This is a genomic window from Gordonia sp. UBA5067, from assembly GCF_002414845.1.
GTDB classification, from domain to species: domain Bacteria; phylum Actinomycetota; class Actinomycetes; order Mycobacteriales; family Mycobacteriaceae; genus Gordonia; species Gordonia defluvii.
Window position 1 is genome coordinate 51,700 of record NZ_DIAX01000045.1, and the last position, 26,352, is coordinate 78,051.

Consider the following 26,352-nt stretch of genomic DNA (forward strand, 5'->3'; position numbering starts at 1 on the left):
TTGACGTGACCCAGGCGAATGACACCGTGGTCTCGCAGGGAGACGACGCGGCGCAGTGTCCGTTCATGAGCGAAAAAGGCTGGGACTTCACCAGCCCCGCGCTCTTGGAGCAGGGTATTCCGATGGAGGAGTTCGCCTGCTTGCGCACGACTGCGCCGGTCTGGTGGAACGCGCAGGAGCCCGGCAAGGGTGGCGGCTTCACCGACGGCGGCTACTGGGTCGTCTCCAAGCACGCCGATATTCGCGACATCTCCAAGAACAACGATGACTGGTCGACCAACGCCAAGGGCGTCATCATGCGCTTTGAGGATGACATGCCGCCCGAGGCGATGGAGATCACCAAGGCACTGCTGATCAACCACGATCCGCCCGAGCACACCCGACTGCGCAAGGTCGTCTCCAAGGCGTTCACCCCCAAGGCCGTCCACGGCCTGGAGGAGGCGCTCGACGAGGCGGCGCGCAAGATCGTGCGGGAGGCGGCCGCGACGGGCCATGGCGACTTCGTCCACCAGGTCGCCGTCGACCTGCCGCTGATGGCGATCGCCGATCTCCTCGGAGTTCCGCAAGAAGACCGGATGAAGCTTTTCGACTGGTCGAACTCGATGATGAACGCCGACGACCCCGAGTTCACCACCCCGCCCGACGTCGCCTCCGCGGAGATTCTCGGCTACGGGTACAACATGGCCGAGGCCCGTCGCAAGTGCCCGGCCGAGGACATCGTCACCACGCTGGTCACCGCCGATATCGACGGGCAGTCGCTCGACGAGATCGAGTTCGGCTACTTCTTCATCCTGTTGACCGTCGCCGGCAACGAAACGACGCGTAACGCGATCACACACGGGATGAATGCCTTCCTCGACAACCCCGAGCAGTGGGAGATCTTCAAGCGCGACCGGCCGGCCACCGCCGTCGACGAGATCGTCCGCTGGGCGACCCCGGTCAACGCCTTCCAGCGCACCGCGATCCGGGACACCGAGATCCGTGGCGTGAAGATCAAGGAGGGCGACCGCGTCGGCATGTTCTACGGCTCGGCGAACTACGACGAAGAGGTCTTTGAAGACCCGTTCACCTTCAACATCTTGCGTGATCCGAACCCGCATGTCGGCTTCGGCGGCAACGGCTCGCACTTCTGTGTCGGCGCCAACCTGGCCCGCATGGAGATCAGCCTGATGTTCAACGCGCTGGCCGATCTCGTGCCCGACATCACCAAACTGGAGGCGCCGCGTCGCCTGCGGCACGGCTGGATCAACGGCATCAAGGAGTTGCAGGTCGACTACGGCACCGGTGCTAAGTGAGCACCCCTGCCTACCTGAACATCGACCGCGAGAATCACCCGGCCGTGTTGGCGGGTCATCGCTCGCGCGCGGCTGTTGAGGCCCGTGACAAGGACGCCTGGCTGGCCAACTTCGCTGCGAACGGTACCGTCGAGGACCCGGTCGGGCCGTCAATGTTCGACGAAGAGGGCACCGGCCACCGCGGCGCTCAGGAACTATCCGAGTTCTGGGATAAGACAGTGGGCACCACCGAGAAGATCGACTTCGAGTTCGACGAGGAGATCATCTGCGGCAGTGAGGTCGCCTACATCGGCAAGATCGTGACGCACATCGGCGGCCACATTTCCGAGTCCCGCGGCGTGTTCACCTACCGGGCCGACGCCGACGGCCACCTCGCCGCCCTGCGTGCCTTCTGGGAAGTCGAGAAGACCATACAGTCGCTGCGTCCGGCGTAGCCGACCGGCAAACTTCGTCCGAGATAGCGGTCGCTGAGGGGTGTATGCCCTAGCCGACCGCTATCTCGGACGAAGTTGTTTTCAGGTCGTCGGCTTGTCGGCGCCGACCAACCACATCGAGAAGTATTGCGACCCACCGCCATAGGCGTGACCAAGGGCCTTGCGGGCGTTGGGGACCTGGTGATCGCCGGCCTTGCCCATGACCTGAATCGCGGCCTCGGCAAACCGGATCATGCCCGATGCGCCAATCGGGTTCGACGACAAGACGCCGCCGGACGCGTTGACCGGGAGCTTGCCGCCTATCTCCGTTTCGCCGGCCTCGGTCAGTTTCCAGCCTTCGTTCTGGGGCATGAAACCGAGGTTCTCGAGCCACATCGGTTCGAACCAGGAGAAGGGCACGTAGATCTCGGCGGCATCGATCTCTTCGAGTGGATTGGTGATGCCGGCGGCCTTCCACAGCGCCGCCGACGCATCCCGCCCGGCCTGCGGACTCACCACGTTGCGGTGCGCGTAGTTCAAGGGTTCGGTACGCATCGCGGTCGCATGGATCCAGGCCACCGGATTGCCGGCGGCGACGGCTGAGTCTGCCACCTCCTCCGCGCCGATCACCACCGCGCACGCGCCGTCGGAGGAGGGGCACGTCTCATCGAATCGGATTGGGTCCCACAGCATCTGGGACTCCATGATCTTCTCGACGGTCACGTCCGGCTGATGCAGATGGGCCAGCGGGTTCGTTGCTCCGTTGCGCCGGTCTTTGGCGGCCACGATTGCACCGACATGCGGCGGCGCACCGGATCGTCGGATGTAGGAGCGGACGTGGGGGGCGAAGAATCCGCCTGCGCCTGCGCCGACCGGCTTGGTGAACGGCACCGGGATCGACAGCGCCCACATCGCGTTCGACTCGGACTGCTTCTCCCAGGCGACGGCGAGTACGCGCTGGTGGATCCCCGCGAAGACGAGTGACGCGGCCAGGTTGGCCGTCGATCCGCCCACCGAGCCGGCGGTATGCACGCGCAGGAGCGGCTTGCCGACGGCACCGAGCGCCTCGGCCATCGCGAACTCGGGGATCATTGCGCCTTCGAACAGGTCTGGTGCCTTGCCCACGACGATGGCGTCGATCTCGTCAATCGTCACATTGGCGTCGGTCAACGCGCGATCGATCGCTTCGCGACACATACCGGCCATCGTGACGTCGTGACGCTTGGCCACGTACTTGGTCTGCCCGGTGCCCAGTACCGCGGCGCGATTGAGGTGGCCCATCAGCGTTGTCCCCCAGAGGTCAGTTCACTCGCGGCCGCCAGGGTGACGACCATGTTCTGCTGCAGCACCGGTCCGCCGGACGCATGGGCGACGGCGGTCTTCGCGTCGCCGGTCAAGATGGCGTGCGCGGCGTAGCCGATGCGCTGCAATCCGGCCGAGAACAGTGAGTTTCCGGTTAGCGCCCCGCCGGATGGGTTGATCCGGACCGATTCGGGCAGGCGGAGTGCCTGTCGCACGATCAGCTCTTCGTGCGTGACTGCCGCGTGGATTTCGGCGACGTCCACCGAGCGGCTCCGATCGCCGAAGGCGTGGTCGCCGGCCAGCTCGGTCGACGGTGAGATGGTCAGGTCGCGCGCACCGAAGTTGGGCGAGTCGATCCGGTGGTCCCAGCCGGTGATGAAGGCCGGGTTGGCGACCAGTTCGCGCGCCCGCTCCTCGCTGGCGAGGATGACGGCCGCGCCGGCATCGGTGTACGGCGCGATGTCATGGGCCCGGAGCGGATTTGCGACATAGTCGGCAGCGAGCAACTCGTCGACCGGCCGGCCGGAGGTGCGGGCCGCGACGGCGGCCATGTCGGCTTCGCTCCACGCGCCTGAATCCACCCCGGCCCGCGCCTGCAACGCGCTGAGCGAACTCGCGCGCGGCCACAGGGGGGCCACGGTGTATGGGTCGGTCTGCAAGGCGAGCGTCAGGTCGACGTCGGAAGCGCTGGACTTGCCGAAGCCATAGGCCAGTGCGGTCTCGACCTCGCCGGTGGCAATCTTGACGTAGGCCTCGTATGCCGCCCACGCCGCGTCCATCTCCAGGTGCGACTCGTTTATCGGCGGCATCGCGCCGATTGAGTCGATCGCCGAGATGAACGAGAATGCCCGCCCCGCAAGGTAGTCCGACGATCCGCTGCACCAGAAGCCGATATCGGTTCGGGTGATTCCGAGGTCGGCGTAGAGCTTGTCGAAGCACGGGATCAGCATTTCGACACCGTTGGTGGTGCCGGGGGAATCAGTGACATTCGGGCTGTGCGCGAAGCCGACGATTGCGATCCTTCGAGGCGTCATCACACGTACTCCTGGTAGCTGTCGTAATCGGCGTCGGGCTCGCCGGTCGGACGGAAGTGACTGATGTTGCCCATCGAGTGCTCCCACTGGTCGTCGGGAAGCCAGACCGCCTTCACTCGCATTCCCATCCGGACCTCGTCGGCGGGGCAGTCCAGGATCAGGTGCAGGAACGGGATGTCGGTGCCGTCGATCAGGACGTACGCCGCCACATAGGGCGGCTTGATCTTCTGGCCCTGGAATGGGACGTTGACGATGCAGAAGGTGGTGACGATGCCGGTATCGGGCAGATCGACATACTCGGCGGCGGGGGCGCCGTCGGCGGGGCTGACGTCGCGGGGCGGGAAGTAGACGCGCCCCTCGTCGACGCCGGCGGCCATCCGGTTGCCGATCAGCTTGCCCCGCGCCATCCCAGCCAGGTACACCGACTCGGCTTCTGAGGCCGAGTGGGTGATCGCGGTGGCGATCGGCGTGGTGACGATGACGTTGCCGTCGGTTTCGCCGGGCAGTCCAGCGGTGTTGGCGGGTGCTTCGGCCGCGACGTCGCCCGGCTCGAAATGTCTGATGTCGGTGATCAGTCCGGTGCGCGCCGCGCGCCATACCGCCCGCACGCGCATCCCGGTGCTCATGGCGCCGGCCGACGGTGCGAGCACGGCGTGCAGCAGCGCGGTGTCGGCGCCGTCGAGGCGGATTAGGGCCCAGGCGAACGGCGCGGCGGCGGGCTGTGCCCCGGCGGGACTGGATTCCCACGTCCAGCCGGTCACGGTGCCGACGGCACCGACCTCGACCAGGTCGGTCGAGAGCCGGCCGGTCGCCGGGTCGAATTCGACGGGGGGAGCGTAGATTCTGCCGTCTGCGCTGCGCGAGCCCAGGATGCGGCCGGCGCGCAGTGCGAGGGCGAACTGAGATAGGACCGGGCCCAGCGACCGGGTGTAGTCGAAGTTGTTGGTCAACGGTGCAGACAGGATCGTCGTGGTGGGTGCGGGCACCTCCGCGACGGGATCAGTGATCGGGCTTGTGCTCACAAACTCCACTAGAACACGTTCTAATCTTGGAGCGCAAGGAACAGTTGAAACCGTGCTCTTCCGGCCTGAACCTGTTCTACTCTTACTTCCCGGTGAAGACGGGCTTCTCCTTATTGACAAACGCCCGTGGCCCGATCTTCGCGTCGGCGGACTCGAAGACGGCCTTGCCGAGTTCGGCGTCGATCTTGAAGGCCTCCTCCTCGTGCATGCCTTCGGAATCTCGGATCGTCTTGAGGATCGCCTGTACGGCCAGCGGGCCGTTGGCGGCGATCTGCCCGGCGAGCTCCAGCGCTTTGTCGAGCGCCGCACCGTCCGGCACCACATGCCCGATCAGGCCGTACTCGAGAGCCTCCGCGGCACTGACGTGCCGACCGGTCAGCAGGATGTCGCAGGCGACGGTGTAGGGAATTTGGCGGACGAGGCGGACCGCGCTGCCGCCCAGCGGGAACAAACCCCACCGCGCCTCGGAGACCCCGAACTTGGCGCTCTCGCCGGCGACCCGGATGTCGGTGCCCTGCAGGATCTCGGTGCCCCCGGCAATGGCCGGGCCCTCGACCGCCGCGATCAGCGGCTTGGTCAGGCGGCGTCCCTTGAGTAGCGCCGGCAGCCGGGTCAGATCCCAGCTGCTCTCGGTGGCGAAGCGATCGCCGGGAGCGGTCTTGTTCATCGACTTGAGGTCCGCGCCCGCGCAGAAGTAGCCGCCGGCGCCGGTCAGGACCGCCACCCGGATATCGGGATCAGCGTCGACGGTGTCCCACGCCTGCTCCATGATCGCCATCATCTCAGTCGACAGCGCGTTGCGTGCTTCCGGCCGGTTCATGGTGACGATCAGCGTGTGGCCGCGCTTTTCGACGAGGCACTCCGGTTCACGTTCGGTGGTGGTGGTGGGCATCGATGCTCCGATTGGCGCGGGGTTCGGAAAATGCTTGCATGGAACAGTAACACGTTCTAGTTTCAAGGGGTGGCCTTTACCATTGCCGACCTGATCGAGCATGCCGTGGACTTGATGCCCGAGCGTGTCGCGCTCGAGTCCGGGGAGCTGTCGCGCACCTACGCCGACCTCGAGGAGCGCGCGAACCGCCTTGCGCACGCACTCCTCGACGCGGGAGTAAAGCCCGGCGACGCGGTAGGCCTGTACAGCAGAAACACCATCGAGGCCGTTGAATCGATGCTCGCCATCTTCAAGGTGCGCGCCGTGATGGCAAACGTCAACTTCCGGTATGTCGAAGCCGAACTCGAGCACATCTTCACCGACTCCGGCATGACCGTGTTGATTCACGAGGACCACTACACCGACCGTGTCTGCAACACGTTGCAGAACTGCTCCACATCGATTACCCATCGGATCGTCATCGGCGGGTCCGGGGACTCGCCGCGCGAATGCGGCGGCGAGCGGGCGCAGGGCGTCGTCGTCCAGTCGTTCGAGGATGCGATCGCCGCGTCGTCGGCCGAGCGGGACTTTTCCGAGCGGGCCGACGACGACCTCTACCTCCTCTACACCGGCGGCACCACCGGGAAGCCAAAGGGAGTGGTCTGGCGCCAGGAGGACGTCTGGCGAGTCCTCGGCGGCGGAATCGACTGGTACTCCGGGGAACCGGTTGCCGACGAGTGGCAGCTGGCCAAGGCAGGCGCCGAGGGGGGGCAATTGGTGCGCTTCCCCGTCCCCCCGTTCATCCACGGCGGATCGCAATGGGCCATCTTCCAGTCGTTGTTCGCGGGCGGCAAGGCCGTCGTCTATCCCGACTTCGACGCGCGGCAGGTATGGCAGATCATTGAGCGTCACGGTGTCAACGTCGTCTTCATCACCGGCGACGCGATGGGCCGCCCCATGATCGAAGCCTTCGAGGCCGGCGACTACGACGCGTCGACGCTGGTGTCGGTAGCCTCCTCAGCGGCCCTCTTCTCGCCCACGGTCAAGGACCGCTATGTCGCTGCCTTCCCGAACGCGGTGATCGTCGACGCGATCGGCTCCTCGGAAACCGGCTTCGGTGGGATGAGCGTCGTCGTCAAGGGGGAAAGCCACGTCGGCGCACCACGGGTGAAGGCCGATCCGGAGACCCACGTACTGCGGGCCGATGGCACGGCCGTCGAGCCGGGTAGCGGGGAGGTCGGGATGCTCGCCCGTTCGGGCCACGTACCCCTCTGCTACCACAACGATCCAGCGAAGTCCGCCGCAACTTTCGTCGACTACGCCGGAGTCCGGTTCTCCCTGCCCGGCGACTTTGCGACCCTCGAGGCCGATGGCACCATCACGATGCTCGGGCGCGGTTCGGTATCGATCAACTCCGGCGGCGAGAAGGTCTTCCCGGAAGAAGTCGAAGCCGCACTCAAAGGCCATCCCGATGTCTTCGACGTATCGGTCGTCGGCATTCCCGACGAACGGTTCGGTCAGCGGGTCGCCGCGGTGATCGCCGGTCGTGACGGCGCCCGGCCCTCACTCGCCGGGTTGGGCGAGGTCGTGCGGACCGAACTCGCCGGGTACAAGGTGCCGCGCGCCCTCTGGTTCGTGGACGAAGTCAAACGCTCACCGGCGGGTAAGCCCGACTACCGGTGGGCGGCGTCGATCACCGATTCGCGTCCCGCCGACGAGGCCGAATAGGTTCATTCCCCCCTTGCAACGACGTCAGGAATCACCGTGAAGACCCAGCTCAGCGAGCGTTTCGGCATTGAGTACCCCATCTTTGGATTCACCCCCAGCGAGGATGTCGCCGCCGCGATCAGTCGTGCCGGTGGCCTTGGCGTGCTGGGCTGCGTGCGGTTCAACGAGGCCGACGAGCTCGACGCAGCCCTTGACCGGATGCGTGAGCTGACCGAGGGTAAGCCCTTCGGTGTTGACGTCGTCATGCCGGCGAAGATTCCCACAGAGGGTTCCAAGGTCGACCTCGATGCGATGATCTCGCCCGAGCACCGGGCGTTCGTCGAGCGCACCCTCGACGACCTCGGCGTGCCTCCGTTGCCCGACGGCAGCCGGATCAATACCGGGGTGCTGGGCTGGCTGCACTCGGTCGCTCGCAGCCATGTGGACGTGGCGATGAAACATGCCGGCAAGTACGGACAGATCAAGCTGATCGCCAACGCCTTGGGATCGCCACCCGACGATGTCATAGCGCTCGCCCACCAGAACGGCGTCGCCGTCGCGGCCTTGGCCGGCGCCACCGAGCATGCGCGCCACCACGTGCAGGCCGGCGTCGACATCGTGATCGCGCAAGGGTATGAGGGCGGCGGTCACACCGGTGAGGTGACTTCGATGGTGCTGTGGCCCGAAATCGTCGATGCCGTGGGGGACACCGCGCCGGTGCTGGCGGCGGGCGGGGTCGGGAGTGGGCGGCAGATCGCCGCCGCGATCGCCCTTGGCGCCCAAGGGGTTTGGATGGGGACCTACTGGTTGACGGCGGCCGAGTACAAACTCGGGGCGAGGGGCGACGGACCGTCCACGGTCCAGGAGGCGCTACTCAAGGCCACCTCGCGCGACACGGTGCGCCGGCGGATCTACTCCGGGAAGCCGGCGCGGCTCCTCAAGACGAAGTGGACCGACGCGTGGGATGCGCCGGATGCGCCGGAACCGCTGCCGATGCCGTTGCAGAACCTGCTCGTCGGGGAGGCACACGCGCGCATCTCATCGTCGGATGATCCCGAGGTGATCGCCATGCCGGCGGGGCAGATCGTCGGGCGGATGAACGCGATCACCCCAGTCGCAGAACTGATCACCGATCTGGCCGCGGAATATGAGGCGGCCGTCGCCCGGCTGGACGCCACGTTGTAGTCGTTGCCGGATCCATCGGCCCGGCCGCGCCGCCGATGTGATCGAATTGAGTTCGAGCGGTGCCGAGGGCTTCTCCGGCGGCGCACCTGGCGGAAGGATTCTCGTGGCGTGGTCGACAGCGCAGATTGGTGACCAGTCCGGGCGCACGGTGGTCATCACCGGGGCGAACGGCGGATTGGGCGAGGTGGTGACACGAGTTCTCGCCGAGCGCGGGGCGACGGTCATCATGGCGTGCCGGGATACGAAGAAAGCGGAGTTGGTTGCCGAAGGCATCTCCGGTGACGTGCGGCCCAAGTCGCTCGACCTCGCAAATCTTGCTTCGGTGCGGGACTTCGCCGCTCGGATCGGCGACTTTGACGTGCTGATCAACAACGCCGGGCTGATGAACCTACCGCTCAAGCGCACGGCGGACGGCTTTGAGATGCAGTTCGGCGTCAACCATCTCGGCCACTTCGCGCTGACCGGGCTGCTGCTCAACCAGATCGCCGATCGCGTCGTCACCGTCGCCAGCATCGCGCACCGGCAGACGCCGAAGCTGTGGATCGACGACCTCAATTACGAGCACCGTCGCTACCAGCGAAACCTTGCCTATGCGCAGTCGAAGCTGGCCAATCTGATGTTCGCCCGCGAGTTGCAGCGCCGACTCGACGAGGCCCGATCGCCACTGCGCTCCTACGCGGTGCACCCCGGGGTGTCGGGCACCGACCTGTTCACCCGCACCGAGACGCCGATTGACTTCTTCGGGAAGGGTTTCGCCTCGGTTTGGGGTCACCGGCCGACCAAGGCCGCTGAATCAATTCTCTTCGGCGCCACCGAGCCCGACGCCGATCCCCATCTGTACTGGGGGCCCACCGGCGGGCTCGGGCAGTCCCGCGGCCCGGTGCGCTCGGCGCCGTCGTCAAAGCTCTCGGAAGACCGGGACCTATGGCGGCGGCTGTGGGACGCGTCGGAGGCGATGACCAACGTGACCTATCGGCTGCCGCGGCCGGTCGACGAAGCCGCCCGATAGTTCGGCCATGGGTGCACCACTGGTGGTCGCGACGATTGACCATATTCAGAGTTGGACGATCAACCGGCCGGAAGTGGGCAACGCCATCACCGGCGCCGATGTCATCGAGGCCATTGAGACAGCAGTCGACGCCGCCAACGAGGATGCCGATATCCGCGCCGTAGTCCTCACCGGCGAGGGCCGGATCTTCTCCGCCGGTGGCAACGTCAAGGAGATGGCCGACCGGCAGGGCATGTTCGGCGTCGACGAGCGCGCCAAACGGCGGGCCTACGTCACCGGCATTCAGCGCATCCCCCGGGCGCTGAAGGGTCTGGAGGTACCGATCATCGCGGCGGTCAACGGTGCCGCGATCGGGGCCGGACTGGATCTGGCGCTGATGTGCGACATCCGAATCGCATCGGATCGCGCGTCGTTCGCAGAGAGCTTCGTGTCGCTCGGCCTCATTCCGGGTGATGGTGGAACATGGTTCTTGCCGCGTGCCATCGGGTGGGAGCGCGCGGCCGAAATGACGTTCACCGGCGATCGGATCGATGCCGCCACCGCGCTTGAGTGGGGGTTGGTCAGCCGAGTCGTCCCGCATGACCGCCTGCTCGCCGACGCCGATGAGTTGGCCGGGAGGATTGCGAAAAATCCTGGTGAAGCACTACGGATGGCGAAGCGACTGCTGCAGGAGTCGCAGGCGGGATCGCTGGACTCGGTGCTGGGGATGGCTGCTGCGATGCAACCGCTGGCGCACTTGGATCCCGAGCATGAGGTACGGATCGCGAAGTGGCGGACGGACTGAACCCGACCGGCGGGCCGGGCACGCTCGGCCAGATTCTGGGCACGCTCGGCCGTTAGGCGGGGGAGGTCGGCCGGTACCGGCCGGCGACCCGGGACCAGTCGGGATCGGTACGGGCCCCCCGCAACGAGGCGCGGACGGTCTTGAAGGTCGCGGTCTGCGGCAGGCTGTCGACGATTCGGACGTGCAACGGCCATTGTTTGGGGCCGAGGTCGGGTTGGGCGGCAAGAAAGTCGGTGAGCGCATCGGCGGTCAATTCTGGCGCGACGAGGGCGGCCCACAGGTCATCGCCGATCGGTGCCGGCAGGCCGTAGACCGCGGCCCGGTGGATCGCCGGACACCGCAGCAGGATCGCCTCGATCGGCGCGGTACCCATGTTCTCCCCGTCGACGCGGACCCAGTCGCCGAGGCGGCCGGCGAATCGCACGTAGCCGTCGTCGCCGACCCAGCCGAGATCGCCGGTGCGGTACATGCCGCCGCGCATCCGCTCGGCGGAGGCCGCGTCATCGCGGTAGTACCCGTCAAATAGTCCGGGCCCGGAGGTGTTGACGATCTCGCCCACCTCGCCGACGGGCATGGGTGCCAGCGTTGCCGGATCGACGACGGCGATCGGGGCGAGTAGTGGGCCCAGTGCGTCGGCCGGAGTGTCGGGGGTGCGCGAGATTGAGACACCGGCCTCGGTGGAACCGAACCCGTCGACCACCGTGCATTCGAAACGCTGTGCGAAAGCCGTGCGATCAGCGGCGCTCGCCTCGCTGCCGTACATGATGCGCAAGCCATTGTCGGCGTCGTCATCGGCCGGGGGGACAGCGAGGATGTAGTGCAGCGGCGTCCCGACATAGTTGGCGTAGGTGACTCCGTACCGGTGCAGGTCGTCGATGAAGCCGCGTGCGGAGAATGCCGGCCGCACCACGATCGATGCCCCGGCAGCCACGGCGACGGCCCAGCCGGCGACGGTCGCGTTGGAGTGGAACAGCGGCATCGAGAGGTGGGCCACGTCGTGCTCGCCGAGCCCGAATCGATCGGCAAGCATTGCCGCCGGGGCGGCGAACTTGCGCTGGCTGCACCGCACCGCCTTCGGGTGGCCCGTGGTTCCCGACGTGAAGATCAACATGATCAGCTCGTCGGGATCCCGCCGAGGTACCGCGACCTCATCAGGAACATGTTGTGCGGCAACGAGTTCCAGCCATTGTCGACTCTCGATCTCGACAATGGGCACGGGCAGGTCCAGCCCGGTGAAGAGTTCGGTCGTCGTAGCATCGGCGAGGACGAACTGGCAGTCGGCGATCGTCACGTCGCGCGCCAGCGCGTCGCCGCGCCGCGTCGTGTTCAGACCGACGACGACGAAGTCCGCAAGCACCGCGGCCGCCAGCAGTGCGCAGTACTCGATCGAATTGGCGCACGCCACCCCGACGTGCGGCGGCCGATCGGGGGTGAGTCGACCGCGGACGGCGGCCGCCCATCGCGCGGCATCGCGCAGGTGATCGCGCCAGCAGACATAGCGGTCGCCGCAGTGCAGTCCGCGATCGGTGACCCCGGTCAGCGGCGCCAGCAACTCCGACAACGAGCGTTCGTCGGTGACCGAGGGCATGGGCGGTGGTCGCTTCGGGCCGTCAGTCGGACTCGGCCGCGATGCGGTCGCCGAGGCGGGCGAGGATCGCGGGTTCCCCGGCCAGAGCGAATTCGTTCTGCTTTGCGCGCAGGAAGTAGCGGTGCACCGGGTGCGAGGTGTCGAGTCCGACGCCGCCGTGGACGTGGATGGCGGTGTGTCCAACCCGGTGCCCGGCCCGGCCGGTCCAGAATTTGGCGGTGTCGATGGCCGCGCCGGCTTCGATTCCCACGGACAGTAGCCAGGCTGCCTGGGTCGTGGTCAGGAGCAGGCCCTGCACGTCGATATAGGCATCGGCGAGTCGCTGGGCGACAGCTTGGAACGAACCGATCTTTCGGTCGAACTGTTCCCGCTCACGGGCGTAGTCGGCGGTCTGCCGCAGGGCCTCGTCGAGAATCCCGCATTGTTCGGCGCAGGCTGCGAGAGTCAGCCGATCAACCAGTGCGGCAACAGCTTCGGCCCCGTCGACGACGATTACGGCGGGCGGTGCGGCCACCCCGGCGAAGTCCACCTGGGCCGTTGGCAGCAGGCCGGTCGAGGGGGTCGGGGTGATCCTCAGCCCGGGAGCATCGGCGTCGATGAGAACCGCGACCGGGCCGGCTTGGCCCTGGGCCGTGACCAGGAAGGCGTCGGCGGCCTTCGCGAAGGCGACGTTGACCTTGGTGCCGCGCAGGACCCCGTCGGTCAAGCTCGTCGCCGCGGGCGCGGCCGGGTCATAGCCGAGGTCCTCGTCGACGGCGGCCGCGATGACCGCACCGCCGCTCCCAACGCGGGCCAACCAGTTCTCGCGCGCCTCGCCAGCCCACCCGGCGAGAGTGGGGAGGACGGCGATCGCCGTCGACGCGAAGGGGACGACGCCGAGTCCGCGCCCGACCTCGGTCGCCACCGCGACGGTGTCCACGGCTGATTGTCCGCCGCCGACGCCGGCGAGGTCCGCGGGGAGTTCCAGCCCGATGAGGCCCGCGGCGCCCAGCGCCTGCCACAGTGCGGTGTCGATCGGCGCGTTCGCCGACTCCAGTTCTGCGACGCGCTCGGGGGTGGACAGCTTGGTGACGATGCTCCGGGCCAGTCGGGTCAGTTCCGCGGTGGTCTCATCGGTGGTGAAGTCCATGTCCGCACTCCTATCGTCGGTACGGCTGGCCGAGGGCGAGCATGGCGATCATGTCGCGCTGGATCTCATTGGTGCCGCCGCCAAAAGTCAGGATGAGTGACGAGCGCTGGAACCGCTCCAACCGCCCGAGCAGGTGCGCCCCGGTCGAGCCCGGCCGCAGCGTGGCCGCCGGGCCGATGACCTGCATGAGCAGCCGGTATGCCGCGGTGGCGAACTCGGTGCCGTACACCTTGGTCGCCGATGCGTCAGCCGGACTCGGCGCCTCCCCGGAACTCGCCTGTGAGGCGATTTTCCAGTTGATCAGCTTGAGGAACTCCACGCCCGCGTGCACTCGGGCCAGATTGGCCCGCACCCACGCGGTGTCGATGACGCGCGCACCGGCGGGGGTCATCGTCTGTTGTGCCCACTGTGCCGTCTCGCGCAGCGCCGTCTGGATCGGCGCCGCGCTGCACAGGGCGACGCGCTCGTTGTTGAGCTGGTTGGTCACCAGCGACCAGCCGCCGCCGAGCTCGCCGACCAACGCTGACTTGGGCACCCGCACATCCTGGTAATAGGTTGCGGAGGTATCGACGCCGGCCATGGTGTGCACGGGGGTATAGCTGAATCCCGTCGCCGTGGTGGGTACCGCGAGCATCGAAATGCCTTTGTGTTTCGCGGCGGTGGGGTCGGTCCGGCATGCCAGCCATACGTAGTCGGCGTAGGGGATCAGGCTGGTCCACATCTTCTGACCGTTGATGACGAACTCGTCGCCGTCCTCGGCTGCGTTGGTCCGCAGCGCTGCCAGGTCGGTGCCGGCGCCCGGCTCGGAATAGCCGATGGAGAAGTGGAGTTCGCCGGCGGCGATCTTGGGCAGGAAGAACTTCTTCTGTTCATCGGTGCCGTACGCCATGATCGTCGGCGCCACGGAGTTGATGGTCAGAAAGGGAACGGGGGCGCCGGCGATGGCGGCCTCGTCGGTGAAGATCAACTGATCCATCATCGACCGGTTGCCGCCGCCGAACTCTTCGGGCCACCCCAGCGCGAGCCAGCCGTCGGTACCCATCTGGCGGACCACCTCGCGGTAGGCGTCGCCTTCGCCCACCTCGCCGCCGGCTGAGGTGAGTGCCGCACGGCGTTCGGGGGTCATGAGCGTGCTGAAGTAGGCGCGCAGCTCCCGGCGCAGCGCCTCCTGCGATTCGGAGTAGGCGATGCGCATCGCGATCCAGCTTTCGATTGGGGGGGTCACTCGCTTGTTTCTGTAACACGTTCTAACCTGAATCTAATGGGTTCGTCAACCGAGGCGATCCCCGAGGAGAGGAGTGGTGCGATGCGCATCAGTTGTGACTTCGACCTGTGTGAGTCAAATGCGATCTGCGTCGGGATGGCGCCGGACGTGTTCGAACTCGACGATGACGATTACTTGGTTATCCTGCAAGAAGACATCCCGGTCGGGCGTGCCGAAGAGATGCGGCAGGTGGTGGCCAGCTGCCCCAAGTCGGCTTTGACGCTGCACGAATAGACGCACCGCCAATTTTTGGGGGTGTCGGCCCGCGTCTCGCTGCGAACCTGTATGGTGCCTGAAACAGGTTCTAGTTTTGCTGTCCGGTGCGTTGACTGGGACGGGCGGAACAGATTCAGCGAAATCGATGTAGCGGAGGACAAGCGTGAGTGAATTGCTGGCTGGCCGCGTCGCGGTCGTCACCGGCGCCGGAGCAGGTCTGGGCCGGGCCGAAGCCATCGGTCTGGCGCGCGCCGGTGCGACGGTGATCGTCAACGATCTCGCAGCGGCCCTGTCCTCGAGTGACGTGCTCGACGAGATTGCCGCCGCGGGCACTCGTGGTGTCGCGGTGGCAGGCGACATCTCGGCGTCGGAGACGGCGGCGGAGATCATGCGAACCGCCACCGAGGACCTCGGCGGGCTGGACATCGTCGTCAACAACGCCGGCGTTGTACGCGACACGATGCTGTTCAACATGACCGACGACGAGTGGGACCTGGTGCAACGGGTCCATCTGCGCGGCCACTTCCTGCTCAACCGCAATGCTGCCGCCTATTGGCGTGAGCGGGCCAAGCGCACCGACGGCACCACCTACGGCCGGTTGATCAATACCTCGTCGGAGGCGGGTCTGCTCGGGCCGCCCGGCCAGGCGAACTACGCGGCGGCGAAGGCCGGTATCACCGCGCTCACCATGTCGGCCTCACGGGCGCTCAGCCGGTACGGCGTCACGGCGAACGCGATCTGCCCGCGCGCGCGCACCGCGATGACCGCCGATGTGTTCGGGGACGCTCCGGCCGACGGTGTCGATCCGCTGTCGCCCGAGCACGTCGTCAAACTTGTCAACTATCTCGCCAGCCCGTCGGCGTCGGCGGTCACCGGCCAGTTGTTCGTCGTTTACGGGCCGAAAGTTACGCTCATGGCTGCGCCGGAGATCGCCGAGGTCTTCGCCGCGGGTGGGGACGACTGGTCCGGGGATGAACTGGAAGAGACGCTGAACAGCTATTTCGGTGCCCGTGACCCCCAGGTGGGCTTCTCGGCCAACGCCTTGATCAACTGACTAACGATTAAGTACAACGCATGATAGGTTCGCCAAAGCCTATGGGGGAGGGAGTGTCGGTGCTCACAAAGCTGTCCACGCCGTTCGCGGCTTTCGGCGACTTTTTTGCGCTCACCACCGAGGCCAGTCGCGAACTCTTCCGCCGCCCCTTCCAGTGGCGCGAAACTGTCGAGTGCTCGTGGGCCATCGCGCGCGTCTCCATGGTTCCGACGTTGCTCGTGGCGATCCCGTTCACCGTGCTGGTGAGTTTCACGCTGAACATCCTGCTGCGCGAGATCGGCGCGCAGGACTTGTCCGGAGCGGGCGCGGCCCTGGGCACCATCACCCAGATCGGCCCGATCGTCACCGTGCTGATCGTCGCCGGCGCCGGTGCCACGGCGATCTGCGCCGATCTCGGCGCCCGCACGATCCGCGAAGAGATCGATGCGATGAAGGTACTGGGCATCAATCCGATTCATCGGCTGGTGGTCCCGCGCGTGGTGGCCTCGACGGGTGTCGCGCTGTTGCTCAACAGCCTGGTCTGCACCATCGGCATCGGCGGCGGATTCGTGTTCTCGGTCTACCTCCAGGACGTCAATCCCGGTGCATTCCTTGCGAACCTGACCCTGCTGACCGGCTTGGGAGAGTTGATGATCTCGATGGTCAAGGCCGCACTCTTCGGCCTCTTCGCCGGCCTGGTCGCCTGTTACCAGGGGCTCAACGTCTCCGGTGGCGCGAAGGGCGTCGGTGACGCCGTCAACGAAACGGTCGTCTACTCGTTCATGGCCCTGTTCGTCGTCAACATCGTGGTGACGGCGGTTGGACTGACGGCGACGGGGAGCTGACCATGGTCCTGCCAACGGCGACCTATCTCCGGCGCACCCGCGTCGCGCTCAAGCGCTCCGGTGACAGCTGGGCGCAGATCGGCGACCAGGCGCTGTTCTACTGGGACAGCATCGCCTCGATCCCGCGGGCCCTGAAGCACTATAAGAAGGAGACGCTGCGGCTCATCGCCGAGATCTCGATGGGCACAGGTGCTCTGGCGATGATCGGCGGCACGGTCGTCGTCGTCGGCTTCCTCACCCTGTTCACCGGCGGAACCATTGCGGTACAGGGCTACAACTCACTGTCCAACATCGGCATCGAGGCGCTCACCGGCTTCTTCTCGGCGTTCATCAACGTCCGTATCGCGGTGCCCGTCATCGCCGGCATCGCGCTGGCCGCGACGATCGGCGCGGGTGCGACGGCACAACTCGGAGCAATGCGGGTCAGTGAGGAGATCGACGCGCTGGAGACGATGGCGATCCACTCCATCCCCTACCTGGTGTCCACCCGGATTATTGCGGGGCTGGTCGCGATCATTCCGCTCTACGCACTTGCCTCGTTGGCATCGTTTCTGGCCAGTCGCATGGCGACGGTCTTCCTCTACGGGCAATCACCGGGCGTCTACGACCACTACTTCAACACCTTCCTCATCCCGTCGGACATCTTGTGGTCCTTCGCGCAGGCGATCTGCATGGCCATCGCCGTGATGATGATCCACACCTACTACGGCTACACCGCCTCGGGCGGTCCGGTGGGCGTGGGCGTCGCGGTCGGCAACGCCGTGCGCACGTCGCTCGTCGTGGTCGTCGTGATCACGCTGCTCACCTCGCTCGCCATCTATGGCGCCGATGGCAAGTTCAATCTGGCGGGGTAGGGCGATGATCGGAGCAAACGAACGAAGCATTGCGGCGCGCCGGATCGCCGCGGCCGTCATGGTCGGCGCGCTGGTCCTCGTGGTCGCCGGCGCCGCCGGCCAGTTCCTCGGCTGGTTCAAGTCGACGGTGCCGGTGACGGTGGTGGCGCCGCGCGCCGGACTGGTGATGAATCCCGACGCCAAGGTGAAGTTGCGCGGTGTCGAGGTGGGGCGGGTGCGGTCGATCACCGAACAGGACGGGCATGCCGTGCTCGCCCTGGCGATCAACAGCGACCAGCTGCGCGACATCCCCGGCAACGTCACCGCCGACATCAAGTCGAACACGATCTTCGGTGCCAAAGCGGTCACGCTCGTCGAACCCGCCGAAGGCGCCGCCGGAACGCTGCAATCCGGCGCGACGATTGACGCCAAGCACGTCACCGTCGAGCTGAACACGGTGTACCAGCGCTTGGTCACCATCCTGGCGGAGTTGCAGCCGGACAAGCTCAATGCGGCGGTCGGGGCGATTACCACCGCCCTCGACGGCAACGGCGACGCGATCGGCCGGGGCATCGACAGCCTGTCCAGGCTGCTGGGCAAGACAAATCCGCACCTGGGCGAGTTGACCACGCTGATCAACGAGACATCGGCGACGATGAACCTCTACGCGGGTGCGATGCCGAACCTGATGCGAACCGTTGACAATGCGGTATTCCTGGGCAATACCCTGCTGGACAACCGGTCCAACTTCGACGCGCTGTTGGTCAACGCCACCGGCATGGCCAACACCGGCAACGGGATGATTGAGCCGAAGAAGGCCCAGGTCATTGCGATGCTCAACGACTCGAACCCGACGATGGCGCTGCTCGGCTACAACGCGCCGGGCATCGCCTGCTTCATTCGTACCGCTGCGGCGGGATTGAAGATCGGCGCCCCGATCTTCGGTCTCAACGACGGTGTCCTCAAGCTCAATGCCGGTCTACTGCCCGGCAAGGACCAGTACCAGTACCCAGAGGACCTGCCCCAGGTTCGCGGGGCGGCCCCGCCGACCTGCGAGAACGGCCTGTCCAATCCACGTACCAAGACCAAGGCGAACTTCCTCGTGATCGACAACGCACCGCGGCCCTACCAGCCGCGTACTCAGCCGAAGCTGAACACGTCCAAGGTTTTCCAGTTGCTGTTCGGAGCACCGCCTCGTGGATAGTCGCGCGCGCGAGTTTCGCGCCACAGTCATCAAACTCGGTGCCTTCGGCACCGCCATGGTGCTCGTCTTCGCCGGGCTGGTGGCCGTCTTCAGCAGCTTCCAAGGCAGCCGGACCCACTCCTATTCGGCACTGTTCACCAGTGCCTCGGCGATCAAGACCGGCGCCAAGGTGAAGATCGCCGGCGTCGACGTCGGTTCGGTTCGCGACGTGGGACTGACCGGTGACAACGTGGCCCGGCTGGGGTTCTCGGTGGACCGGAAGTATCCGCTGCCCAAGTCGGTGCAGGCACTCATCCGCTACGAGAACCTCACCGGTGACCGATATGTCGAGTTGCGCCGCGGCGCCGGCGACCCGGGACAGGCCCTTTCCCCCGGTTCGACGCTGCCGGTCACGCAGACCGAGCCGGCCCTGGATCTCGACAAGTTGCTGGGCGGGTTCAAACCGCTGTTCCGGACTCTGGACGGCAAGCAGGTCAACGAGTTGTCCGGCAGTTTGATCCACGTGTTCCAAGACGAGCAGATGGGCCCGGCCCTCAACCAGCTGTTGGGTATGACGGCTCAGCTCACCGACGCCCTCGCTGATCGTGACCAGTTGATCGGTTCGGTCATCGACAACCTGAACTCGATGCTGAGCACATTGGACGCCGATCGGACCGGGCTGATCGACAGCATCGACCGCCTCGAAGGTCTCATGACCGGGCTGGCCGGCCAGAAGGAGATCATCGGGTCGTCCTTGACGTCGACCGCCGCGGTCGCGACCGACATGGCCCGCCTGCTCGGCGATACGCGGCCGGGCCTGCAGAACATGGTGCGCAATCTCGGTCGCACCTCCGAGGAGGTCATCCGCGGCGAGGACTTCATCCGGCCGCTGCTGTCCCGCCTGCCCGGGGACTTCAAGAGCCTGTCCAACCTGGGCAGTTATGGCGCGTGGCTGCAGATCTGGATCTGTCGTCAGCGACTGATCTTCGGTGCACCGGGCACGCCGCAGTTGATCATCCCGACCATCGACGCGCTGGGCGACACCCAGAAGGCCGGCGGAAGGTGCCAGATGTGACCGACTCGCCTCCCGAAGTCCACCGCAGCGGCTCGAACTCCGCCGATGTCGAACGCGATTCCGCGCGCGGTCAGCGCACCCGCGCAAAGACCGGCATCATCGGCTTCCTCGTGATCGGCCTAGTGGTGCTGACCGCACTCCAAATGAACAATTTGCCGTTCCTGGCGCCGGTGAGCACGTATCGGGCCTTCTTCGACGACGCGGGCGGTCTGGTGCCCGGTGATGTCGTCGCGGTCGCCGGCGTCAACATCGGCAGCGTCGAGAACATCGCGCTGGCCAACACCCCCGATGGTACGAAGGCTGCGGTACGGTTCCGGATCAACGACAAGGTCAACCTCGGTGTCGACACGCAGGCGGCAATCAAGACCGAGACCGTGCTGGGCCGGCGCAACCTCACCCTGATCCCCCACGGCCCCGGCCGGATCTTGCCCGGCGGGGAGATTGCAAACGAGAACACCGTCGCGCCGTATTCGCTGACCGATGCCCTCGACAATGCCTCGGGCACCCTCGAGGAGACCGATACCGATCAGCTGCGCGTCGCGGTCGACACGCTGTCGCGGACCTTCTCCGCGACGCCGGCCTCGGTGCGCGGCGCCGTCGACGGCGTCGCCCGGCTGTCCCAGGTGATCGCCGACCGGGATAAGTCGCTGCGCGAACTATTGGGCCGGGCAGATCGGGTCAGCGCGGTGCTCGGCGATCGCAATGATCAGGTGAATCGCCTGCTGTTGAATGCAAACGCCCTGTTGGGCGAGCTGCAGAGCCGGTCCAACGCTCTCGACGAGATCATCACCGGTGCGCGCGACGTCACTACCCAGATCCGGGGCTTCATCGCGGAGAACAACGCGCAACTCGCACCGGTGCTCGCGAAACTCGACCGGGTGATGCAGATTCTCATCGACAAGAAGTCCGATCTGACCCAGGCGATCGACCGGCTCGGCCCGTACGCGAATCTGCTCGGCGAAGCAGTCGCCTCTGGTCCGTACTTCTCGTCCCTGGTCGGCGTGCCGACGTTCGGTGACTACACAGCGGTCTTCATGAAGGCGCTCCAGCGCAAGTACCCAGAGATATTCCAGGCGTTCTGGTTCACCGGGGGTAACTTCGACCCGACGCGTTACCGCATCGAACCCGGGTTCGACCCGAATAAGCCGAGGCCGCCAGCGCCGAAGATCGAATACCCGAAGCCGGGGAGGTAGGGCATGACGTACGCAAAACGGATGTGGCTCTCGGCAATTGCCGTCCTCACCGCGCTGCTGATCCTGGTGGTGGGCTACTTCGGGTTCCAGAAGGCGACCACCGACACGGTCACCGCCTACTTCCGCTCGGTGAGTGGGCTGTTCGCCGGCGATCCGGTGCGGGTACTCGGTGTCAACGTCGGGCGCGTGGTCTCGATCGAACCGCAGTCCGATGCGGTCAAGGTCCGGATGCGTCTGCATCGCTCGGTTGACGTCCCGGCCGACGCGAAGGCGCTGATCATCGCGCAATCGCTGGTCTCCGGTCGTTTCGTCCAGCTCGCTCCGGTCTACTCCAGTGGGCCCAAACTGGTTGGCGGCGCCGACATTCCGATGAACCGGACGGCCGTTCCCATGGAGTGGGACGATCTCAAAATGCAGCTGACCCGGCTCACCGACGCGATCGGGCCGGACAGCACTGGAAGTAGCACCGCCACTCGGGCACTCGGCGTCGCCGATCGCAACCTCGAGGGCAATGGCGAGTCGATCAACAAGTCGATCAGGCAGATGTCCAAGGTGATGGGCACCCTGTCGGCGGGGCGCGGTGACCTGTTCTCAACGATTCGCAGTCTGCAGAAGCTGACCGAGGCATTGTCGTCGAGCCATGAGCAACTGATGCAGTTCAACGGCCGGATCGCCTCGGTCTCCGCGGTCTTGTCCAACACCGATGGCCTCAATGACGCGCTGCGCGGGCTCGACTCGGCGATGACCGATATCAAGAAGTTCCTCGACACCAACGGGGCGGCGATGACGTCGTCGGTCCAGCAGATCGCCACCGCCACGAATCTGGTGCGCGAGAAGGATGCGCAACTGCGCGGCCTGCTGCACTCGGCACCCACGCAGCTCTCCAACTTCTACAACATCTACAACCCGTTGACCGGTTCGCTCGGCGGCATCTTCGGGCTGGGTATGGGCTCGAACCTCATAACACTGCTGTGCGGCACCATGGAGGCCAACAATCGGCCCGGACAGAGTCAGGCCGAGGTCGACAAGTGTGTCGATGTGCTGGCGCCGGTACTCAAGTCGCTGGTGATGAACTACCCGCCGTTCTTGATCAACCCCGTTCAGGGCCAGAATGCGCTGCCGCGCCAGATCAGCTACCAGAACGCCGACGTCAAAGCGCGTGCCCAGCAGGGCATTCGGGATCTCGATGAACAGACCCGCCGGTCCAATGGACTGCCGAACCCGCTGGGTGGAATGTTGGTGCCTTACGGAGCGGAGCGGTAGTGGGAACGACGATGATGAGGCGCCGTGCGGCCGCGGCGGTGGTCCTGGGGACCGCGGTGGCGACCGGCCTCGTGGGGTGCGGCTTCGGCGGCGCCAATACTATTCCTGTTCCAGGGGCCCCCGGGACCGGCGGCGGCTCCTATCGGATCAGCGCGATTGTGCCGACTGCGGCCGGGTTGGTGACCAATGCGCCGATCATGCTCGCTGATGCCACGATCGGTTCGATCGGATCGATCACGGTTGACAACTGGAATGCCCGACTGGAGATGCGTCTCAACAAGGGCGCCCAGGTGCCCCAGGGCTCCCAGGTGATGGTCGGGATGACCAGCGTCCTGGGATCTCAGCACCTGCAGATCCTCCAGCCCGACAATCCGACCGGTTCGATGATGCGTGCCGGCGACACCATTCCGCTGGCCAAGTGCCCGGAGCAAAAGAACCTGAGCCCGACCGCCGCGCCGGGTCAGCAAATTCCTGATGTCAGTGTGGCGCAGCAGGTTTCGGCATGTACCTTCCCGACCACCGAGCAGGTTCTCAGTTCGTTGTCGGTTGTCCTCAACGGTGGTGGGCTGTCGCAGTTCGGCGACATCGTCACCGAGGTGAATAAGACCTTCAACGGCCGTCAGGACACGATCGCGAAGCTGGTGCCGCGGCTCAACCGGCTCGTCGGGACCCTCAACGCGCAGCGGGACGACATCATCGGCGCGATCGACGGTCTCGACCGGCTGACCGCGACGATGAATGCGCAGCGCCCGACGATCGAGAAGGCACTGGCCGACAGCCCGCGCATCCTGCAGTTGCTCGTCGATCAACGCCAGCAACTCGTTGACACCCTTGGTGCCATCGGGAAGCTATCGTCCACCGCGGACGACATCCTCAAGGCCAACGGCGATGACATCCGGCTCGCCGTGAAGTCGTTGGTGCCCACGCTCGACCAGTTGCAGTCCACCGGGCCGGCGCTGACCCAATCGCTCGGTGTACTGCTGACGTTCCCGTTCCCGGAGACGGCTATCAGCAAGGTTGTCAAAGGCGACTACGCCAACACCGACCTCAACCTGGATCTGACTTTCGCGCGACTGGGTGCGGGTCTGTTCCCGGCTGCCCTCGGCAGCAGGATCCTGGGTCCCGAAGCTATCGCCGGTCGCCCCGCGGGCGCCGCACGGCGCGGCCTCAACCCGTTCCAGTCGCCGATGGAGCGCGGTCAGCCGGCTAATAAGCCCACCGTGCGTAAGCCGAACGGGGGGTCGGCACCGCGATGAAGATCACGAACTTCGTACGTACCCAGTTGATCATCTTTTCCGTGGTCACCGCGATTGCGATGGTCGCGATGGCCGTCTTGTACATCCGGATCCCGGCGATGGCCGGCCTCGGCGTCTACCGCGTGAACCTCGATCTGCCGTCCACCGGCGGGCTGTATCAGAACGCCAACGTCAGCTTCCGCGGCGTGAACGTCGGGAAGGTTGACTCGGTCACGCTCAATGGCGCCGGAGTACGGGCCAGGCTCACGATCGACTCATCGGCGAAGATCCCCGACAACTCGCATGCCTCGGTCCGATCGGTGTCGGCGGTGGGTGAGCAGTTCGTCGAATTCGCGCCGCCGCCGACGCCGTCGACGGCCAATCTCGGCAACAATGCGACGGTCGCCAGTACCGACGTGCCGGTCGAGATCTCGACGATGCTGGATCAGGCCGACCGGCTACTTGTCGATGTCGGCGACTCCAAGCTGCGCTCGGTGATGGATGAGGCGTTCAAGGCTTTCAACGGCACCGGCGAGGACTTGCAGCGCCTGCTCGACTCGATGACGCTGCTCACCGACGACGCGTACAAGAACTCCGATGCGATGATCGCGCTCGTCCGCGAGGCCGGCGACGTCATGTCGACACAGAACCAAACGGCCGATTCGGTCCGCGCCTGGACGTCGAACATGACCAAGGTGACCGATCAGCTGCGCACGAACAAGCCGCAGATCACCGGAATCCTGGCTAAGGGCCCCGGGGTTACCAGGGGCGCGGGGCAGCTTTTCGACTCGATGCGGATGTCGTTTCCCCTCCTGGTGGACAATCTGGGCACCACGGCTAAGACGATGGCCGTGTACCACCCGAACATGCGCCAGATCCTGGTGCTGTACCCGCGCCTGCTGGACGTCCTCATGACCGCGGTGAACACCGGCGATGTGGAACGATACGGTGCAAACGCCGATTTCGCGCTGGGCTTCCAGGACCCGGGCACGTGCACCGTGGGATTCCTGCCGTACGACCAGTGGCGACCCGCTTCGGCGCAGACCCCGCGGGACCTGCCGCCGGGCCTTCTCTGCCGTGTTCCGCAGGATCAGAACCTTGCCGTGCGAGGCAGCCGAAACTTCCCGTGTGTAGAGTTCCCGGGCCGGCGCGCGCCGACGCCGGAGGAGTGTCGCACCGGGTACAAGCCGCTCGCCAAGCAGAATTCACCCTTCCCGAACGGCCTACCGTTCGGCCTGAAGTGGCAGGGTCCGGGGTCGGGCCCCGGGATGGCGCCGGCGAGCCACACCCCCGCGGGCGGCACCGGTACGGTGGTACCGGCGGGGCCGGCGCAGTTCCGCAAGGACGGCAATCAGCCCGCCGTGTACTCGACGACCTACGACCCCAAGACCGGGGACTACGTCGGGCCGGACGGGAAGATCTACAACGCGGGCCTCGGCAGGGACACGCGGGGGAAAACGACAACATGGCAACAGATGATGAACCCGACGATTCGGTGAGTGAGCCGGCATCGACATCGCAAGACGAGCAACACCGGCCCACCGTCGACGACGGGGCTGAGGCCCGGCGCGCGAAGAAGAGTGCTGCGCCTGTTCGGGTGGCGCCGCTGCGCCGCCGGCCGAAGGTGAAGCCCAGATCCGACCAGGCGTCGCCGACGGCCGAGACGGGGCCGCCACTTGCGGCGGACGAGGCGACGGCGGACGAGGCGACGGCGAAGCCGGCGAAGGCCGCGTCCTTTGTGACGGTTGACCGTGCCGATCCCCGCACCACCCTGAAGTGGCTTGCGACGACCGCGGTCGCCGTTGTACTCGTCGTAGCGTCGGTATTGCTCGCCGTCGGCGCGCACCGGCTTCAGCAGCGCCAGGACCTGCGGGCCGAGTATGACTCGTTCGCTCAGCAGGTGACGGTGAATCTGACGTCGTTGAACAAGTCCAACGTCGACGACATTCGCAAGACGCTGCTCGACAAGACGAGTGGGACCGCGTACGAAAACCTCGAAATGGTGACCCAGCAGATCATCTCGCAGATCGAGCAGTTTGGGATCCAGACGCAGGGGCGGGTGTTGTCCAGTGCGGTCACGCTCGCCGACCCCGACTACGGGAAAGTGCTGATGGTACTGGGGTGGACGCAGCGTATCGGCAACGGCGCCGGTGACATCGAATCCCAGGTGTTCCGCTGGCGCGTCGAGATCCGGCGGATCAACGGCGCGCTGAAACTGACGAAGTTCGATTGGGTGTACTGAGTGGTGACCGAGAAGAAGCAGAACAGCAAGCCGATGTCGCGGCCGAAGCCGGACGGCGCCACCCGTGTTTCCCCGGTGCTGCTGGTTGCGGTGGCGATCCTGGCCGCGCTGGTGGTCCTCACCGGCTTCCTGGGTTTTCGCTATTACCGGCTCGCGTCGCAGGAGTCGGCCCGCACCTCGTCGCTGGCCGCGGCGCAGGACTACGCGCAGACGATGTTCAGTTATGAGCCCGGCAACGTGGACGCGAAGATCGCGCGGGCACGGGGATTCGTTATCGACGGCGCTGCCAAGGAGTTCGACGAGCAGGTGAGCAAGCTCAAAATGGCGCACAACGTCAAGAGCAACGGCATCATCTCAAAGCTGGCCGTTGCCGACGCGGGCGTGGTGACCAATACCCGATCGAGCTCGACGGTCCTGCTGTTCCTCAATCAGTCGGTCACCAGTGCCGCCGAGCCCAAGGTTCGCATCGATCCGAGCCGGGTTCAGTTCGCCATGGTCCGCAAGGGCGGCGACTGGAAGATCAACTCGATCGAGATCTTCACCGACGATTCGCTGCGCAAGATCGTCGAGCGCCAGTCGGCGCAACCCGCACCGCCCCGCTAACGCCCGCCGCGGGTGCCCGGTTTTCCGG

At 66.0% G+C, this 26,352-nt stretch carries 25 protein-coding genes; 18 read left to right on the forward strand and 7 right to left on the reverse strand.

The genetic code is table 11. The features are described 5' to 3' along the window. Positions 1 to 65 precede the first annotated feature (65 nt). Together B4M62_RS06980 and B4M62_RS06985 are read left to right on the forward strand one after the other, a co-directional pair. On the forward strand, positions 66 to 1,295 hold the full coding sequence (locus tag B4M62_RS06980; protein WP_290706408.1) for a cytochrome P450: 1,230 nt from the start codon (positions 66 to 68) through the stop codon (positions 1,293 to 1,295). Continuing rightward, positions 1,292 to 1,729 carry a nuclear transport factor 2 family protein gene (locus tag B4M62_RS06985; RefSeq protein WP_290706256.1) on the forward strand — a complete coding sequence of 146 codons (438 nt, stop codon included), beginning with the start codon at positions 1,292 to 1,294 and terminating at the stop codon, positions 1,727 to 1,729. Before B4M62_RS06980 ends, B4M62_RS06985 begins: the two co-directional genes overlap by 4 nt. Before the next feature lie 81 nt (positions 1,730 to 1,810). Here the strand turns inward: B4M62_RS06985 and B4M62_RS06990 are convergent, their stop codons facing one another. From B4M62_RS06990 to B4M62_RS07005, 4 genes are all read right to left on the reverse strand, one after another. After that, the gene (locus B4M62_RS06990) at positions 1,811 to 2,989 is read right to left on the reverse strand and encodes a thiolase domain-containing protein (RefSeq protein ID WP_290706257.1); all 1,179 of its coding nucleotides are present in this window, start codon (positions 2,987 to 2,989) and stop codon (positions 1,811 to 1,813) included. Continuing rightward, positions 2,989 to 4,044 (reverse strand): thiolase domain-containing protein, encoded by a 1,056-nt coding sequence (locus B4M62_RS06995; protein ID WP_290706258.1) that lies wholly within the window; start codon positions 4,042 to 4,044, stop codon positions 2,989 to 2,991. Before B4M62_RS06995 ends, B4M62_RS06990 begins: the two co-directional genes overlap by 1 nt. After that, entirely contained in the window at positions 4,044 to 5,066 is a 1,023-nt protein-coding gene (locus tag B4M62_RS07000) for a Zn-ribbon domain-containing OB-fold protein (protein ID WP_290706259.1), read from the reverse strand. Before B4M62_RS07000 ends, B4M62_RS06995 begins: the two co-directional genes overlap by 1 nt. Before the next feature lie 82 nt (positions 5,067 to 5,148). After that, entirely contained in the window at positions 5,149 to 5,958 is an 810-nt protein-coding gene (locus B4M62_RS07005) for a crotonase/enoyl-CoA hydratase family protein (protein ID WP_290706260.1), read from the reverse strand. A 69-nt stretch (positions 5,959 to 6,027) separates the two neighbouring features. On the opposite strand from B4M62_RS07005, the gene B4M62_RS07010 reads away from it, so the two are divergent. The 4 genes from B4M62_RS07010 to B4M62_RS07025 all read left to right on the forward strand — a co-directional run bounded on the left by B4M62_RS07010 (position 6,028) and on the right by B4M62_RS07025 (position 10,622). Next, positions 6,028 to 7,665 carry an acyl-CoA synthetase gene (locus tag B4M62_RS07010; protein WP_290706261.1) on the forward strand — a complete coding sequence of 546 codons (1,638 nt, stop codon included), beginning with the start codon at positions 6,028 to 6,030 and terminating at the stop codon, positions 7,663 to 7,665. Positions 7,666 to 7,701: 36 nt separating this feature from the next. Beyond that, the gene (locus B4M62_RS07015) at positions 7,702 to 8,829 is read left to right on the forward strand and encodes an NAD(P)H-dependent flavin oxidoreductase (protein WP_290706262.1); all 1,128 of its coding nucleotides are present in this window, start codon (positions 7,702 to 7,704) and stop codon (positions 8,827 to 8,829) included. Positions 8,830 to 8,932: 103 nt separating this feature from the next. After that, complete coding sequence (locus B4M62_RS07020) at positions 8,933 to 9,838, forward strand: oxidoreductase (RefSeq protein ID WP_290706263.1); 906 nt, start codon at positions 8,933 to 8,935, stop codon at positions 9,836 to 9,838. A gap of 7 nt (positions 9,839 to 9,845) precedes the next feature. Further along, entirely contained in the window at positions 9,846 to 10,622 is a 777-nt protein-coding gene (locus tag B4M62_RS07025) for a crotonase/enoyl-CoA hydratase family protein (protein WP_290706264.1), read from the forward strand. Positions 10,623 to 10,674: 52 nt separating this feature from the next. Here the strand turns inward: B4M62_RS07025 and B4M62_RS07030 are convergent, their stop codons facing one another. The 3 genes from B4M62_RS07030 to B4M62_RS07040 are packed head-to-tail and all read right to left on the reverse strand — an operon-like array spanning position 10,675 to position 14,534. Further along, the gene (locus tag B4M62_RS07030) at positions 10,675 to 12,210 is read right to left on the reverse strand and encodes an AMP-binding protein (protein ID WP_290706265.1); all 1,536 of its coding nucleotides are present in this window, start codon (positions 12,208 to 12,210) and stop codon (positions 10,675 to 10,677) included. 22 nt (positions 12,211 to 12,232) lie between these two features. Continuing rightward, on the reverse strand, positions 12,233 to 13,339 hold the full coding sequence (locus tag B4M62_RS07035) for an acyl-CoA dehydrogenase family protein (protein ID WP_290706266.1): 1,107 nt from the start codon (positions 13,337 to 13,339) through the stop codon (positions 12,233 to 12,235). 10 nt (positions 13,340 to 13,349) lie between these two features. Further along, the gene (locus tag B4M62_RS07040) at positions 13,350 to 14,534 is read right to left on the reverse strand and encodes an acyl-CoA dehydrogenase family protein (protein ID WP_290706409.1); all 1,185 of its coding nucleotides are present in this window, start codon (positions 14,532 to 14,534) and stop codon (positions 13,350 to 13,352) included. Positions 14,535 to 14,645: 111 nt separating this feature from the next. Here B4M62_RS07040 and B4M62_RS07045 point away from each other — a divergent pair, with 111 nt between their 5' ends. The 12 genes from B4M62_RS07045 (at position 14,646) to B4M62_RS07100 (ending at position 26,324) form a co-directional block, all read left to right on the forward strand. Next, positions 14,646 to 14,837 carry a ferredoxin gene (locus B4M62_RS07045; RefSeq protein ID WP_290706410.1) on the forward strand — a complete coding sequence of 64 codons (192 nt, stop codon included), beginning with the start codon at positions 14,646 to 14,648 and terminating at the stop codon, positions 14,835 to 14,837. Positions 14,838 to 14,982: 145 nt separating this feature from the next. Beyond that, on the forward strand, positions 14,983 to 15,873 hold the full coding sequence (locus tag B4M62_RS07050; protein ID WP_290706267.1) for a 3-oxoacyl-ACP reductase: 891 nt from the start codon (positions 14,983 to 14,985) through the stop codon (positions 15,871 to 15,873). A gap of 41 nt (positions 15,874 to 15,914) precedes the next feature. Next, positions 15,915 to 16,697, forward strand: coding sequence for an MlaE family ABC transporter permease (locus B4M62_RS07055; protein WP_414651804.1), 783 nt, complete (start codon positions 15,915 to 15,917; stop codon positions 16,695 to 16,697). A 2-nt stretch (positions 16,698 to 16,699) separates the two neighbouring features. Further along, positions 16,700 to 17,551, forward strand: coding sequence for an MlaE family ABC transporter permease (locus B4M62_RS07060; RefSeq protein WP_290706268.1), 852 nt, complete (start codon positions 16,700 to 16,702; stop codon positions 17,549 to 17,551). 4 nt (positions 17,552 to 17,555) lie between these two features. After that, complete coding sequence (locus B4M62_RS07065) at positions 17,556 to 18,734, forward strand: MCE family protein (RefSeq protein ID WP_290706269.1); 1,179 nt, start codon at positions 17,556 to 17,558, stop codon at positions 18,732 to 18,734. Further along, positions 18,727 to 19,788 carry an MCE family protein gene (locus B4M62_RS07070; RefSeq protein WP_290706270.1) on the forward strand — a complete coding sequence of 354 codons (1,062 nt, stop codon included), beginning with the start codon at positions 18,727 to 18,729 and terminating at the stop codon, positions 19,786 to 19,788. The genes B4M62_RS07065 and B4M62_RS07070 overlap by 8 nt, the downstream gene beginning before the upstream one ends. Next, the gene (locus tag B4M62_RS07075) at positions 19,785 to 20,981 is read left to right on the forward strand and encodes an MCE family protein (protein WP_290706271.1); all 1,197 of its coding nucleotides are present in this window, start codon (positions 19,785 to 19,787) and stop codon (positions 20,979 to 20,981) included. The genes B4M62_RS07070 and B4M62_RS07075 overlap by 4 nt, the downstream gene beginning before the upstream one ends. A 3-nt stretch (positions 20,982 to 20,984) precedes the next feature. Continuing rightward, positions 20,985 to 22,244, forward strand: coding sequence for an MCE family protein (locus B4M62_RS07080; protein WP_290706272.1), 1,260 nt, complete (start codon positions 20,985 to 20,987; stop codon positions 22,242 to 22,244). 11 nt (positions 22,245 to 22,255) lie between these two features. Continuing rightward, on the forward strand, positions 22,256 to 23,500 hold the full coding sequence (locus tag B4M62_RS07085) for an MCE family protein (RefSeq protein WP_290706273.1): 1,245 nt from the start codon (positions 22,256 to 22,258) through the stop codon (positions 23,498 to 23,500). After that, positions 23,497 to 24,978, forward strand: coding sequence for an MCE family protein (locus B4M62_RS07090; protein ID WP_290706274.1), 1,482 nt, complete (start codon positions 23,497 to 23,499; stop codon positions 24,976 to 24,978). Before B4M62_RS07085 ends, B4M62_RS07090 begins: the two co-directional genes overlap by 4 nt. After that, the gene (locus tag B4M62_RS07095; RefSeq protein WP_290706275.1) at positions 24,945 to 25,721 is read left to right on the forward strand and encodes a hypothetical protein; all 777 of its coding nucleotides are present in this window, start codon (positions 24,945 to 24,947) and stop codon (positions 25,719 to 25,721) included. Before B4M62_RS07090 ends, B4M62_RS07095 begins: the two co-directional genes overlap by 34 nt. After that, a complete protein-coding gene (locus tag B4M62_RS07100; protein ID WP_290706276.1) occupies positions 25,722 to 26,324 on the forward strand; it encodes a hypothetical protein in 603 nt (200 codons plus the stop codon). Positions 26,325 to 26,352: the final 28 nt, after the last annotated feature.

Excerpts from the sequence above, each read along its gene's own strand:
- B4M62_RS06980 (WP_290706408.1), top strand. The coding sequence starts at position 66 with ATGAGCGAAAAAGGCTGGGACTTCACCAGCCCCGCGCTCTTGGAGCAG.
- B4M62_RS06990 (WP_290706257.1), bottom strand. The coding sequence starts at position 2,989 with ATGGGCCACCTCAATCGCGCCGCGGTACTGGGCACCGGGCAGACCAAG.
- B4M62_RS06995 (WP_290706258.1), bottom strand. The coding sequence starts at position 4,044 with ATGACGCCTCGAAGGATCGCAATCGTCGGCTTCGCGCACAGCCCGAAT.
- B4M62_RS07005 (WP_290706260.1), bottom strand. The coding sequence starts at position 5,958 with ATGCCCACCACCACCACCGAACGTGAACCGGAGTGCCTCGTCGAAAAG.
- B4M62_RS07025 (WP_290706264.1), top strand. The coding sequence starts at position 9,846 with ATGGGTGCACCACTGGTGGTCGCGACGATTGACCATATTCAGAGTTGG.
- B4M62_RS07030 (WP_290706265.1), bottom strand. The coding sequence starts at position 12,210 with ATGCCCTCGGTCACCGACGAACGCTCGTTGTCGGAGTTGCTGGCGCCG.
- B4M62_RS07035 (WP_290706266.1), bottom strand. The coding sequence starts at position 13,339 with ATGGACTTCACCACCGATGAGACCACCGCGGAACTGACCCGACTGGCC.
- B4M62_RS07040 (WP_290706409.1), bottom strand. The coding sequence starts at position 14,534 with ATGCGCATCGCCTACTCCGAATCGCAGGAGGCGCTGCGCCGGGAGCTG.
- B4M62_RS07045 (WP_290706410.1), top strand. The coding sequence starts at position 14,646 with ATGCGCATCAGTTGTGACTTCGACCTGTGTGAGTCAAATGCGATCTGC.
- B4M62_RS07055 (WP_414651804.1), top strand. The coding sequence starts at position 15,915 with ATGGGGGAGGGAGTGTCGGTGCTCACAAAGCTGTCCACGCCGTTCGCG.
- B4M62_RS07060 (WP_290706268.1), top strand. The coding sequence starts at position 16,700 with ATGGTCCTGCCAACGGCGACCTATCTCCGGCGCACCCGCGTCGCGCTC.
- B4M62_RS07065 (WP_290706269.1), top strand. The coding sequence starts at position 17,556 with ATGATCGGAGCAAACGAACGAAGCATTGCGGCGCGCCGGATCGCCGCG.
- B4M62_RS07080 (WP_290706272.1), top strand. The coding sequence starts at position 20,985 with ATGACGTACGCAAAACGGATGTGGCTCTCGGCAATTGCCGTCCTCACC.
- B4M62_RS07085 (WP_290706273.1), top strand. The coding sequence starts at position 22,256 with ATGATGAGGCGCCGTGCGGCCGCGGCGGTGGTCCTGGGGACCGCGGTG.
- B4M62_RS07090 (WP_290706274.1), top strand. The coding sequence starts at position 23,497 with ATGAAGATCACGAACTTCGTACGTACCCAGTTGATCATCTTTTCCGTG.
- B4M62_RS07095 (WP_290706275.1), top strand. The coding sequence starts at position 24,945 with ATGGCAACAGATGATGAACCCGACGATTCGGTGAGTGAGCCGGCATCG.